This is a genomic window from Bacillus cereus group sp. BfR-BA-01349, assembly GCF_022663795.1.
In the GTDB taxonomy this organism is placed as follows: Bacteria; Bacillota; Bacilli; order Bacillales; family Bacillaceae_G; genus Bacillus_A; species Bacillus_A cereus.
Genome location: NZ_JAKUGE010000002.1, coordinates 60,235 through 73,058, shown reverse-complemented (window position 1 = coordinate 73,058; position 12,824 = coordinate 60,235). Strand labels below are relative to the sequence as shown.

Below are 12,824 nucleotides of genomic sequence, written 5' to 3'. Positions count from 1 at the left end.
ATGGCAGAACAATTAGTAGAAATGAACCAACAATTGGAAAATACTAACGAAGCAATCGCTCTTTTTGGAGTCAATGATGCACATTTAAAAGTAATTGAACGAGAACTGAATGTATCGATCGTAACTAGAGGAGAAACTGTTCATGTATCTGGGGCAGTTGAAACGGTGACACTCGTAGAAAAAATCTTACAGCAATTACTTGTTGTAATTCGTAAAAGTATATCAATTTCAGAGAGAGATGTTGCGTATGCAATTCAGCTTGCACAACAAGGGAAAATTGCTCAATTTGAAGAGTTATATGAAGAAGAAATTTTCAAGACTGCAAAAGGTAAATCCATTCGTGTAAAAACAATGGGGCAAAGACGATATATTCATGCGATGAAGAAGAATGATATTGTCTTTGGGATAGGGCCTGCAGGAACTGGAAAAACATACTTAGCTGTAGTAATGGCTGTGAGGGCTTTAAAACAAGGGTATGTAAAGAAAATTATTTTAACAAGACCTGCTGTAGAAGCTGGAGAAAATTTAGGTTTTTTACCAGGGGATTTGAAAGAGAAGGTAGATCCATACTTACGCCCATTATATGATGCCTTACATGATATTCTTGGACAAGAATATACGCAGCGTATGATGGAGCGAGGAGTAATTGAAATCGCGCCGCTTGCTTATATGAGGGGGCGTACGCTTGATGATTCATTTGTTATTTTAGATGAGGCTCAAAATACAACGGGTGCTCAAATAAAAATGTTTTTAACAAGATTAGGTTTTAGTTCTAAAATGGTTATTACAGGGGACCCTTCACAAGTAGACTTGCCAAAAGGGGTAAAATCAGGGCTATCTATAGCTGCTAATATTTTATCTGGTGTATCAGGTCTGTCATTTATTACATTAGAACAAACGGACGTTGTGAGACATCCATTGGTGCAACGTATTATTGAGGCATATGATAAAATGGAATGATCCTATTTGTCAGGATCATTTCTTTTTGTATGATAAGGTTGGCGAACGTCATATTTTTTACTATCATGAAAGATAAGGAAAATAAACTATAGGTACTAGTGTATAAAATGTTGCCTCAAAGTATCGTTTGGTAGAAGAAATGAAAGCTATAAATAGTTTCACTTTATTTCTGGAGAGGAGAAGGTATTGAAATCATGTCAAGATCTCAAGAAATTTCTAAGTGGTTTCGTAATTTACAACATTCGAAAAAACTAAGTTGGATTTCTTACGTTGTATTAGGAGCGGTGCTGTTTTTTGCGCTTATGAATAATGTAAAACCAGAGCAATTAGATGTTAATATGTATTCTATTGCGAAAAAGACAATCCATTCTCCTATAAAAATTGAAGATAAAGTTACAACGGATAAAAAGAAAAAAGAAGCCGCTACAAAAGTTGAAGATCAATATACATATAAAAGTGAGTATAAACAAAACAAAGTTGATATTGTGAATGACGTCTTTGCTAAAGTGGATGAAGTGGTGCAAGAGATTAAAGCTGTTGGACCGGATGATCAAAAAAAGATGACTGATGCTGAGAAAGTGGAGAAGTTAAAAAAGAAACTACCCGCTGACTTAACGAAAGAATTATCTGATTCAAACTTACTAAGTTTGATTAATGCAGATTCGAGCCAATTAGTATTAGCGAAAGATGCTGCGGTCACAGCAATTAATAGTATCATGACTGAGCATATTAAAATGGACGAATTGAAAGATGCGAAAGAACGATATGTAAGTGAGATGAATAGTGTTAATGTTGATAATGGTTTAAAAGAGTCGATTAAGGCGCTAGGAAGATATGCAATTTCAGCGAACTATTTTTATGACCCGATCTTAACGAAAGAGAAGAGAAAAGCAGAGGAAGATTTAGTTCCACCTGTTTATATTCTTCAAGGACAAGTTCTTGTTAGAGAAGGTGAAACAATTTCAAGTGATGTGTATAATCAGTTGAAATTAGTTGGTTTGTTAGAAAAAGGGAACGGCTTTCAACCTTATGTTGGATTAGCGGTACTCATTGGTGTGTTACTATACTTTATGCATAAACAATTTGAATTATTTTTAAAGAGAAAAAGAGAAGATAGACCGTATGTTTTAGCGTATATTACAATTTTGTCTATCACAATTGTCTTAATGAAAATCATTAGTTTGTTTCAAAAACTTGAATACGCGGGGATTGCATATGTTGTCCCAGTTGCGATGGGAACAATACTTGTAAAACTAATGATTGGTGATCGATTTGTCTTTTTAACGAGTATGATTTTTTCTGTATGCGGAAGTATTATGTTTAATGAAGGAGTAACGAGTACATTAAATTATAGTGTAGGGATTTACGTATTGTTAAGTTCATTATCGGTTAGTATTTTCTTGCGAGAAAAAAATCGTCGTACAATGATTTTACAAGCTGGTATACTCGTTTCTGTATTAAATGTAGTCGTATTGGCGGCGCTCTTATTATTACGTAATGGGAATTTTTCGCCTCTTGAAATTGGTACGCAATTATTAATGGCTTCGCTTTCAGGGATTATATCATCCGTTTTGGCTATGGGGATTTTACCATATTTAGAAAGTGGACTTGGAATCGTATCAAGTATGAAGCTTATGGAACTATCAAGCCCAAATCATCCGCTTTTACGCAGAATTTTGTTAGAAGCGCCAGGGACATATCATCATAGTGTAATGGTAGCGAATCTTTCTGAGGCTGCTTGTGAAGCAGTCGGGGCAAATGGTGTATTAGCGCGTGTAGGGGCATATTATCATGATGTAGGAAAAACAGTACAACCGCAATTTTTTATTGAAAATCAAATGGGAATTGAAAATCCGCATGATAAATTAGATCCTGTAACGAGTAAAGATATTATAATTGCTCACGTAACGGATGGAGTAAGAATGCTCGAAGAATATCATATTCCACAAGAAATTATTGATATCGCTGGGCAACATCACGGTACAACGTTACTGAAATATTTTTATTATAAAGCTATTAAAGAAGATAAAGAAAAATATACAGAAGAGATGTTCCGTTATCCAGGTTCAAAAGCAACTTCGAAAGAATCGGCAATTGTTGGTATTGCTGATAGTGTAGAAGCTGCGGTACGTTCTATGAATCACCCAACGCCAGAACAAATTAATAATTTGGTGCAAAGTATTATTAAAGATCGACTACAAGACGGTCAATTTAGTGAATGTGATTTGACGTTTAAGGAACTACAAATCGTTGGAAAAACGTTGTGTGAAACGTTAAATGGTATTTTCCATTCGCGTATTACATATCCGGAACTTCCGGAAGAAAAGGAGAAAGAATGAGTTTGTTAATTGATTTTATTGATGAAACAGAAGAAGTAAAAGAAGCGTATATGAGTTTAATTCGTGAAGTGTTAGAAAAAGCAGCTCAAATGGAAAATATCGAGGATGGTGCGGAGGTATCGGTGACATTTGTAGATAATGAGCGCATTAGAGAAATTAATCGTGATTACCGAGATAAAGATCAACCTACAGATGTAATATCCTTTGCCATGGAAGAAATGGGAGAAGGAGAAATGGAGATTGTTGGTGCAGAGATGCCGCGCATGTTAGGTGATCTTATTATCTCTATTCCAAGGGCGAAAGAGCAAGCTGAAGAGTACGGACATTCTTTCGATCGTGAACTTGGATTTTTGGCGTTACATGGCTTTTTACATTTACTTGGTTATGATCACATGACAGAAGAAGATGAAAAAGAAATGTTCGGAAGACAAAAAGAAATTTTAGAAGCTTTTGGATTAGGACGATGAAAAAAGGAAAACTTATAGATAGTTTTGGATATGCTATAGCTGGTATATTCTTTTGTTTTCGTCATGAACGAAATATGAAAATCCATTATTTAGCCGCAGTCATTGTTATATGCTGCGGCTTTTATTTCCATATTACGAGAACAGAGTGGATGATATTACTTATTGTAATAGGTAGTGTAATGAGTTTAGAAATGGTAAATACGGCTGTGGAAAAAACAGTAGATTTAGCGACTGCCGATATTCATCCATTTGCAAAAATTGCAAAGGATGTTGCGGCAGGAGCGGTTTTATTGTTTGCAATTATAGCTGTTATAATTGGTGCTATTATCTTTTTACCGTATATGGTATAGTTGCATTCCGAAGCTTTTATTAAGCTTTGGAAGTGCCGTAAGGGCCTTTAATGAGAGAGTGTACCTCTTCATAGCTGTGAACAGGAAGGATGCGGGAATATGAATAGTAAACAATTAATTCTAGAAGCAATCGAAGCACGTAAACAAGCGTACGTACCATATTCTAAATTTCAAGTAGGTGCAGCATTATTAACGCGCGGTGGAAAAGTATATCGTGGATGTAATGTTGAGAATGCATCATATGGCTTATGTAATTGTGCTGAAAGAACAGCTTTATTTAAGGCGGTTTCTGAAGGAGATAAAGAATTTGTAGCCATTGCGGTTGTAGCAGATACAAAGCGCCCAGTACCTCCTTGTGGAGCATGTCGACAAGTTATGGTAGAATTATGTAAACAGGATACGAAAGTATACTTAACAAATTTACATGGTGACGTTCAGGAGACGACAGTCGGAGAATTGTTACCAGGAGCATTTTTAGCGGAGGATTTACATGAATAGAAAAGGTTATAAATCAGGTTTTGTCTCTATTATTGGCAGACCGAATGTTGGAAAATCTACATTTTTAAACCGTATTATCGGTCAAAAAATTGCTATTATGAGTGACAAGCCACAAACGACTCGTAATAAAATTCAAGGCGTATATACAGAAAATGATTCACAAGTAATTTTCATTGATACACCAGGAATACATAAACCTAAACATAAACTAGGTGACTTCATGGTGAAGATGGCGCAAACGACATTAAAAGAAGTTGATATCGTTCTGTTTATGGTTAATGCTGTCGAAGGCTTTGGTCGTGGTGAAGAATTCATCATCGAGAAGTTAAAAGAAACGAAACAACCAGTATTTTTAGTTATTAATAAAATTGACCAACTTCATCCAGAGCAATTACTAGAGTTAATTGATCAATATCGTAAACTACATGAGTTTGCAGAAATTGTACCAATTTCTGCGTTAGACGGTAATAATGTGGACGCTTTAATTGGAACAATTAAAAAGTATTTACCAGAAGGACCACAATACTATCCAGATAATCAAGTAACGGATCATCCGGAGAGATTTATTATTGCAGAGCTTATTCGTGAGAAAGTACTACATTTAACACGTGAAGAAGTGCCGCATTCTGTGGCTGTTGTTATCGATGCGATTCAAAAGCGTGAGGGCGGGGCAGTTTATATAAATGCAACGATTGTTGTTGAACGTGCATCACAAAAAGGGATCATCATCGGAAAACAAGGGAAAATGTTAAAAGAAGTTGGTAAGCGAGCTCGTTTTGATATTGAAGCGCTACTTGGTTCTAAAGTATTTTTAGAAGTATGGGTAAAAGTGCAAAAAGATTGGCGTAATAAAATGTCTCAGCTTCGTGACCTAGGTTTCCGCGAGGATGAGTACTAAAATAGAGTCAAGCTGTAATCAGTGGATGGTTGGTTCATCCACTGATTATTGGTTTTTATGAACTTTGATAAATTAGGAAAAATTTTTCTCACATGAAAATGGACAAAATGGGTCAATTTAATAACAACAAAGGAAATTGGTTTATAGGCTACGCTTATTGAGAAAGGTGGATTCTTATGCTAGATTTTACCTGGAAGTTTTTCTCCAAAACAGGAAGCATTGAAACGTACTTGCTTTTGAAAGAAATGGAAAAAGACGTAAACGATGAGATGGATCAACATGAAGAGGAGCTAGCGCATCTAGACTCTCCAATTTCTTGACCCGTTTTGTTCAAACCTTGGATGGTGACGAACATGTTTCAAAAAGTTGAGGGCATCGTTATCCGTACGACAGATTACGGAGAAACGAACAAGATTGTTACAATATTCTCAAGAGAACTTGGTAAGGTAAGTGCAATGGCAAGAGGGGCAAAAAAACCGAAAAGCCGATTAGCATCTGTGTCGCAATTAATGACACATGGCCAGTTTCTTATTCAAATGGGATCTGGGCTTGGAACATTGCAACAAGGCGAGATTATTTCAACTATGAAAGAAATTCGCGAGGATATATTTTTAACTGCTTATGCATCATTTATTGTTGAATTAACTGATAAAGCAACAGAAGATAAAAAACATAATCCGTATTTATTTGAAATGTTATATCAAACGTTGCATTATATGTGTGAGGGTGTTGATCCAGAAGTATTATCATTAATTTATCAAACGAAAATGCTTCCGGTATTAGGGATGCGCCCGTACTTTGATACATGTGCGATTTGTCATCAAGAAACAGACTTTGTCGCCTTCTCCGTTAGGGAAGGCGGTTTTCTGTGCTCACGTCATGCGGAGCAAGACCCGTATCGTATACCGGTAGGAGAAGCTGTTCATAAATTATTACGTCTTTTCTTCCATTTCGATTTACATAGGCTCGGAAATGTATCGGTAAAGGATAGCACAAAAAAACAAATGCGTTTAGTATTGAATACATATTATGATGAATATTGCGGAATTTATTTGAAATCAAGACGTTTTTTAGAACAACTTGATAAGTTTCAAATATAATTTTGGGCCGTATACGGTCCTTTTTACATACTTTCTTTTTCGAATAGCATATTTAGTATATAATATTTAAGAGATAGTATAACTTTTTTCGTTGTGCATTAAAGGTGGTGATTATCATAGAGCTGAATAAACGGCAAGAACATATAATTCAGATTGTAAAAGATCACGGTCCTATTACAGGGGAATCAATTGCAGCGCAATTGGGTCTAACACGTGCGACGCTAAGACCAGACTTAGCAATTTTAACGATGGCTGGTTATTTAGAAGCACGTCCACGCGTAGGTTATTTTTATACGGGTAAAACTGGGGGGCAGTTATTATCTGAAGCTGTTAAGAAAATTAAAGTACAAGATTATCAATCTAGACCGGTTGTAATTGATAAAAATGTTTCCGTATACGATGCAATTTGTACGATGTTTTTAGAGGACGTTGGTACATTGTTCGTTGTAGATCAGATGACTCTATTAGTTGGTGTTGTGTCTCGTAAAGATTTATTAAGAGCGAGCTTAGGAAAGCAGGATTTAACCTCTCTTCCGGTTAATATTATCATGACAAGGATGCCAAACATTGCGATGTGTCGTAGAGAGGATTCTTTATATGATATTGCGATGGAATTAATAGAAAGACAGATTGATGCAATGCCAGTTGTAAAAGATACGAAACAAGGTTTAGAAGTGATTGGGCGAATTACAAAAACAAATATTACACGTGCGTTTGTAAATTTAGTAAATAACGAATAAGTGTAATTTGTTTAAAGTGAGGTAATGTAATGGATAATAAAATCGTATATGTCGTATCTGACTCTGTAGGGGAAACGGCTGATTTGGTTGTTCGAGCAGCAATGGGGCAATTCCCGTTTGCTCCTGATATTAGACGTGTACCGTATGTAGAAGATACAGGGACATTAAAAGAAGTGATTTCGATTGCTAAGAGTAATCAAGCACTTATATGTTTTACGTTAGTTAAGCCTGATATGCGCAAATATTTAGTAACAGAGGCTGCAAAAGAAGGGGTAGAGGCATACGATATTATCGGCCCTCTTATTGATCAAATTGAAGAAATTACGGGGCAAGTGCCGAGATGTGAGCCAGGCGTTGTCCGTAGGTTAGATGAAGAATACTTTAAAAAGATTGAAGCGATTGAGTTTGCTGTGAAGTATGATGACGGCAGAGATGCACGAGGTATTTTAAAAGCGGATATCGTGTTGATTGGTGTTTCGCGTACATCAAAAACACCACTTTCCCAATATTTAGCTCATAACAAACGCTTGAAAGTTGCGAATGTACCACTCGTGCCAGAAGTTGACCCACCTGAAGAACTATATCAAGTGGCAAAAGAAAAATGTTTCGGTTTGAAAATTACGCCAGATAAGTTAAATCATATTCGAAAAGAACGATTAAAATCACTTGGATTAAGTGATGGAGCAACATATGCAAATATTAATCGTATTCAAGAAGAAATTGATCACTTTGAGGAAGTAATTAGTAAAATAAATTGTCAAGTAATCGATGTATCGAATAAAGCAATTGAAGAAACAGCAAATATTATTGTGAATGCAGTGCAAAACCAAAAAATGTTTTAGCACATTTACCAAAGGTGAATGTGCTTTTTTCGCTCGTGTGAAATATGATACCTATGGATTTTGTAATAGATTGTAGTGTAATGGTTATACTTATACTCCTTTGTCTTTTAGTATATTCAAGGTGTGAGTTTGTCATCCTGAAATGTAAGATGAAAAAATAAAGGGATATGTAGCGTAGTTGAAGAAAATATATTATAATAAAAAATTGTGATAAAAACCTATATTTTACGTTTAGACTTTAATTTTTCAGAATAAACTAGGGATAGGATTTACGAAAAAGACATGTAATTACGTTAAATCGACAAAATCTATACAAGAAAACGCACATTATGGAAGGATTCACAGAAGGGATGTAGAATACAGAAATATGCAAAGCATCGACAACATATTAGTTGGTGTAGATGTATATCCCGTGAAGGCTGAAATTGTGCAAGTTGGGGCGGAATTTCATGTCGGAATTTTGTTTGTCGCATCATATGCTCATCCTTTAAGGAAATAGCAAGGCCATTGGATCTTTGTAGATACTGAACAAAATGGAGTTGATCGTTATATGGATCAACATGAAAAAGTTACAAATCTCAAGATCAAACAGTATATGTGGCTTGCTACTCTTCTTATAAAAAGGTGTATATGTATTGTTTCTAAGAGATACATTTGTAACAGATGAGCAAATGTATACAATTTTATATAGCAAGTATGTATATGCGATTTATGCAGATAAAGGACCTATGGGAAAGGTTTAAAATGGTTTATACAATGTAATCGGCAACACTTTCTAACAAGTTTAGAAAAATATTGTCGAATTATAAAGGAATTTTTTAATTTATATCGAATACAAAATACGACACGGAGATGGAGTTATGGGGAACAGAATTCCCGAAGAAGTTGTTGAACAGATTCGGACATCATCCGATATTGTAGAAGTCATTGGTGAATACGTTCAACTTAGAAAACAGGGGCGTAACTATTTCGGCCTTTGTCCATTTCATGGTGAGAATTCTCCTTCATTCTCTGTTTCATCTGATAAGCAAATTTTTCATTGCTTCGGATGTGGAGAAGGTGGAAATGTATTTTCCTTTCTAATGAAAATGGAAGGACTGGCTTTTACCGAGGCTGTTCAAAAGCTAGGCGAAAGAAATGGAATTGCGGTTGCAGAGTATACATCAGGGCAAGGACAACAAGAAGACATATCTGATGACACTGTCATCATGCAACAAGCTCATGAATTATTGAAAAAGTATTATCATCATTTATTAGTAAATACGGAAGAGGGAAATGAAGCACTTTCATATTTATTAAACCGTGGTATTACGAAAGAGATGATTGAGAAGTTTGAAATTGGTTATGCATCACCTGCCTGGGATGCAGCGACGAAAATTTTACAAAAAAGAGGTTTATCGCTGTCTAGTATGGAACAAGCTGGCCTTCTAATAAGAAGTGAGAAGGATGGTAGTCATTATGATCGCTTCCGTGGAAGAGTTATGTTCCCGATTTATACGTTACAAGGTAAGGTGATAGCGTTTAGTGGAAGGGCGTTAGGAGATGACACGCCGAAATATTTAAATAGCCCTGAAACACCGATTTTTCACAAAAGTAAATTGTTGTATAACTTCCACCAAGCAAGACCGTTTATTAGAAAACGTGGGCAAGTGGTTCTTTTTGAAGGATATGCCGATGTACTAGCTGCGGTAAAAAGTGGTGTGGAAGAAGCTGTTGCGACAATGGGAACAGCTTTAACTGAAGAACAAGCAAAACTTCTGCGACGTAACGTTGAAACTGTTGTTCTTTGCTATGATGGTGATAAAGCAGGGCGAGAAGCGACGATGAAAGCAGGGCAATTATTGCTAAAATTTGGTTGCCAAGTGAAAGTCACATCCTTGCCAGATAAGCTTGATCCTGATGAATATGTGCAACAATATGGGACTACTGCTTTTGAAAATCTTGTGAAATCAAGTGTGAGTTTTGTTGGTTTTAAAATAAATTATTTGCGTTTAGGGAAAAATTTGCAAGATGAGTCTGGCAAAGAAGAATATGTGAAAAGTGTTTTAAAAGAGTTATCGTTGTTACAAGATGCGATGCAGGCAGAGTCATATTTGAAGTCATTATCGCAAGAATTTTCGTATTCAATGGAAACACTTTTGAATCAATTGCACCAATATCGCAAAGAACAAAAGGTACAGCAAAAACAAATAAAGCAGGTTGCTAAACCGTCTCAAGTCGTTCAAACAAAACCGAAGTTAACAGGTTTTGAAAGAGCGGAAAGAGAAATTATTTACCATATGTTGCAAAGTGCAGAAGTAGCTGTTCGTATGGAATCCCATATAGAAGATTTTCATACAGAAGAACATAAAGGGATTTTATATGAACTATACGCATATTATGAAAAGGGAAATGAACCTTCAGTCGGAACATTTTTAAGTTGGCTCTCTGATGAAAAGTTGAAAAATATTATCACTGATATTTCGACGGATGAATTTATTAATCCAGAATACACAGAAGAAGTGTTGCAAGGCCATTTGGAGACGCTTAGACGGCATCAGGAAAAACTTGAAAAGATGGAGATCATCTTTAAAGTGAAACAAATGGAAAAAACAGATCCTGTAGAGGCTGCTAAATATTATGTAGCATATTTACAAAATCAAAAAGCGAGAAAATAGCTTTTTTGATAAAGTTTTAGTATAATGAATGTTTGTATCTCGCGTAAGGAGGGGAACAGATGGCTGACAAACCAGCTCGTTCTAAACAAATTGAAACTGAAATGACCCTTGAGCAAGTGAAAGAACAACTCACTGAGCTCGGAAAAAAACGTGGCGTTCTTACATATGAAGAGATTGCAGAACGCATGAATGGATTTGAAATTGAATCCGATCAAATGGATGAATACTATGAATATTTAGGTGAACAAGGCATTGACTTAGTTGGTGATAATGACAACGAAGAAGGCCCTAATAATCGCCAAATTACAAAAACAGAAGAAGAGTTTGACCTCAATGATTTAAGTGTACCACCTGGGGTTAAAATCAACGATCCTGTTCGTATGTATTTAAAAGAAATTGGTCGTGTAGACTTACTATCTGCAGAAGAAGAAATTCGACTTGCAACGCGTATTGAAGAAGGCGATGAAGAAGCTAAACGTCGTCTTGCAGAAGCAAACTTACGTCTTGTAGTAAGTATTGCAAAGCGCTATGTAGGCCGTGGCATGCTTTTCCTAGACTTAATTCAAGAAGGTAATATGGGTCTAATTAAAGCTGTTGAAAAGTTCGATTATCGTAAAGGTTTCAAATTTAGTACGTATGCAACTTGGTGGATTCGCCAAGCTATTACACGTGCCATTGCAGACCAAGCACGAACAATTCGTATTCCAGTTCATATGGTTGAAACGATTAATAAGTTAATTCGTGTACAACGTCAATTATTACAAGATTTAGGTCGTGAACCATCTCCTGAAGAGATTGGTGAAGAAATGGATCTTGCTCCAGAAAAAGTACGTGAAATCTTAAAAATTGCACAGGAGCCAGTTTCTCTTGAAACACCAATTGGTGAAGAAGATGACTCCCATTTAGGTGACTTTATTGAAGACCAAGAAGCAACATCGCCTGCGGACCATGCGGCCTATGAATTGCTAAAAGAACAATTAGAAGATGTGTTAGATACGCTAACAGATCGTGAAGAAAATGTTCTACGTCTTCGTTTCGGTTTAGATGATGGACGAACTCGTACGCTTGAAGAAGTTGGGAAAGTATTCGGCGTAACGAGAGAGCGTATTCGTCAAATTGAAGCAAAAGCACTTCGCAAATTAAGACATCCAAGCCGTAGTAAGCGTCTTAAGGATTTCTTAGAATAGGTTATTTTTTAAGTTTACTTCACCTTTGTGAAGTAAACTTTTTTATTTTGTTAATTTTTGTTAAAATTTAGCTATCGGCAACGATTACAATTTCTTGTAATTTATTTTACAGAATTGTCTTTTGATTTGCAAATGCTCATTTTTCGATTTTTCGATTAATTTTGTTTATTATATACAAAAATATATGTAGAAAAGCGAAAAATATGATGAGAAACGTTAATAATTATCGAAATAATAAGCGATATGACAATAAAAAACAATAAACTGAATTTATGGAATATTTTTAACAAGTGGTAGTTTACTCTTTTCTGATAGAGCGTTTTCAAGTACAATGGAAATGACTGAATCATCTAACTATTTAGGGGTATAGAGGGGGGAGAAGAGATATGAAACGTAATCCGCTGATTCCGTTCGCTCTTATTGCAGCATTGGGTATTATCGTTATGTTTGTATTTTCATTTCAGGGGCTAAATAAATCTAAAGAGTTAGCTGATGCAAAAAATGGCGGGAAGCCAGCACAAACAGCATCAAAGCCAGAGGATATTGTGAAGCAAAGCTGTACGAGCTGCCATGGTGATCAGTTACAAGGGGCAGTTGGACCTAACTTACAAAAAATTGGTGGGAAACTTTCAAAGGATGAAATTAAAGAAATTCTTTCGAAAGGAAAAGGCAATATGCCTGCCAATATAGTTCCAGCTGATCAAGCCGCTAAAGTAGCTGATTGGTTATCGAAGAAAAAATAAAGTTCCGTATGACAAGCCTTTTGCTTATGCAAAGGGCTTGTTT

At 35.8% G+C, this 12,824-nt stretch carries 13 protein-coding genes; all 13 read left to right on the top strand.

Features of this window, described 5'->3' with window-relative positions; genetic code table 11:
- The 13 genes from MR169_RS01680 to cccA all read left to right on the top strand — a co-directional run bounded on the left by MR169_RS01680 (position 1) and on the right by cccA (position 12,781).
- Entirely contained in the window at positions 1-960 is a 960-nt protein-coding gene (locus tag MR169_RS01680; protein ID WP_000840520.1) for a PhoH family protein, read from the top strand.
- A 194-nt stretch (positions 961-1,154) separates the two neighbouring features.
- A complete protein-coding gene (locus MR169_RS01675; RefSeq protein WP_000091514.1) occupies positions 1,155-3,299 on the top strand; it encodes an HD family phosphohydrolase in 2,145 nt (714 codons plus the stop codon).
- The gene (gene ybeY / locus MR169_RS01670) at positions 3,296-3,766 is read left to right on the top strand and encodes an rRNA maturation RNase YbeY (RefSeq protein WP_000054679.1); all 471 of its coding nucleotides are present in this window, start codon (positions 3,296-3,298) and stop codon (positions 3,764-3,766) included. Before MR169_RS01675 ends, ybeY begins: the two co-directional genes overlap by 4 nt.
- The gene (locus MR169_RS01665; RefSeq protein ID WP_000715469.1) at positions 3,763-4,116 is read left to right on the top strand and encodes a diacylglycerol kinase family protein; all 354 of its coding nucleotides are present in this window, start codon (positions 3,763-3,765) and stop codon (positions 4,114-4,116) included. Before ybeY ends, MR169_RS01665 begins: the two co-directional genes overlap by 4 nt.
- A gap of 99 nt (positions 4,117-4,215) precedes the next feature.
- Positions 4,216-4,614, top strand: a complete 399-nt coding sequence (locus MR169_RS01660; RefSeq protein ID WP_001086286.1) for a cytidine deaminase — start codon at positions 4,216-4,218, stop codon at positions 4,612-4,614.
- The gene (gene era, locus MR169_RS01655; protein ID WP_001080237.1) at positions 4,607-5,512 is read left to right on the top strand and encodes a GTPase Era; all 906 of its coding nucleotides are present in this window, start codon (positions 4,607-4,609) and stop codon (positions 5,510-5,512) included. Before MR169_RS01660 ends, era begins: the two co-directional genes overlap by 8 nt.
- Positions 5,513-5,688: 176 nt before the next feature.
- Positions 5,689-5,832 carry a YqzL family protein gene (locus MR169_RS01650; protein WP_000883924.1) on the top strand — a complete coding sequence of 48 codons (144 nt, stop codon included), beginning with the start codon at positions 5,689-5,691 and terminating at the stop codon, positions 5,830-5,832.
- Positions 5,833-5,865: 33 nt separating this feature from the next.
- Positions 5,866-6,612: a DNA repair protein RecO gene (gene recO, locus MR169_RS01645; RefSeq protein WP_000487013.1), complete on the top strand. Its 747-nt coding sequence runs from the start codon at positions 5,866-5,868 to the stop codon at positions 6,610-6,612.
- A 107-nt stretch (positions 6,613-6,719) separates the two neighbouring features.
- Positions 6,720-7,352: a transcriptional regulator CcpN gene (gene ccpN, locus MR169_RS01640; protein ID WP_000583756.1), complete on the top strand. Its 633-nt coding sequence runs from the start codon at positions 6,720-6,722 to the stop codon at positions 7,350-7,352.
- A 29-nt stretch (positions 7,353-7,381) separates the two neighbouring features.
- The gene (locus MR169_RS01635; protein WP_000368935.1) at positions 7,382-8,194 is read left to right on the top strand and encodes a pyruvate, water dikinase regulatory protein; all 813 of its coding nucleotides are present in this window, start codon (positions 7,382-7,384) and stop codon (positions 8,192-8,194) included.
- 860 nt (positions 8,195-9,054) lie between these two features.
- Positions 9,055-10,851 carry a DNA primase gene (gene dnaG / locus MR169_RS01630; RefSeq protein WP_086424082.1) on the top strand — a complete coding sequence of 599 codons (1,797 nt, stop codon included), beginning with the start codon at positions 9,055-9,057 and terminating at the stop codon, positions 10,849-10,851.
- Positions 10,852-10,910: 59 nt separating this feature from the next.
- On the top strand, positions 10,911-12,038 hold the full coding sequence (gene rpoD, locus MR169_RS01625) for an RNA polymerase sigma factor RpoD (RefSeq protein ID WP_000764066.1): 1,128 nt from the start codon (positions 10,911-10,913) through the stop codon (positions 12,036-12,038).
- A gap of 386 nt (positions 12,039-12,424) precedes the next feature.
- Entirely contained in the window at positions 12,425-12,781 is a 357-nt protein-coding gene (gene cccA, locus MR169_RS01620; RefSeq protein ID WP_000828141.1) for a cytochrome c550, read from the top strand.
- Positions 12,782-12,824: the final 43 nt, after the last annotated feature.

What these genes read in the sequence shown, in the direction of transcription:
- MR169_RS01665 (WP_000715469.1), top strand. Translation starts at nt 3,763, where the DNA reads ATGAAAAAAGGAAAACTTATAGATAGTTTTGGATATGCTATAGCTGGT.
- MR169_RS01660 (WP_001086286.1), top strand. Translation starts at nt 4,216, where the DNA reads ATGAATAGTAAACAATTAATTCTAGAAGCAATCGAAGCACGTAAACAA.
- dnaG (WP_086424082.1), top strand. Translation starts at nt 9,055, where the DNA reads ATGGGGAACAGAATTCCCGAAGAAGTTGTTGAACAGATTCGGACATCA.
- MR169_RS01675 (WP_000091514.1), top strand. Translation starts at nt 1,155, where the DNA reads ATGTCAAGATCTCAAGAAATTTCTAAGTGGTTTCGTAATTTACAACAT.
- MR169_RS01680 (WP_000840520.1), top strand. Translation starts at nt 1, where the DNA reads ATGGCAGAACAATTAGTAGAAATGAACCAACAATTGGAAAATACTAAC.
- rpoD (WP_000764066.1), top strand. Translation starts at nt 10,911, where the DNA reads ATGGCTGACAAACCAGCTCGTTCTAAACAAATTGAAACTGAAATGACC.
- MR169_RS01650 (WP_000883924.1), top strand. Translation starts at nt 5,689, where the DNA reads ATGCTAGATTTTACCTGGAAGTTTTTCTCCAAAACAGGAAGCATTGAA.
- ybeY (WP_000054679.1), top strand. Translation starts at nt 3,296, where the DNA reads ATGAGTTTGTTAATTGATTTTATTGATGAAACAGAAGAAGTAAAAGAA.
- MR169_RS01635 (WP_000368935.1), top strand. Translation starts at nt 7,382, where the DNA reads ATGGATAATAAAATCGTATATGTCGTATCTGACTCTGTAGGGGAAACG.
- era (WP_001080237.1), top strand. Translation starts at nt 4,607, where the DNA reads ATGAATAGAAAAGGTTATAAATCAGGTTTTGTCTCTATTATTGGCAGA.
- cccA (WP_000828141.1), top strand. Translation starts at nt 12,425, where the DNA reads ATGAAACGTAATCCGCTGATTCCGTTCGCTCTTATTGCAGCATTGGGT.
- recO (WP_000487013.1), top strand. Translation starts at nt 5,866, where the DNA reads ATGTTTCAAAAAGTTGAGGGCATCGTTATCCGTACGACAGATTACGGA.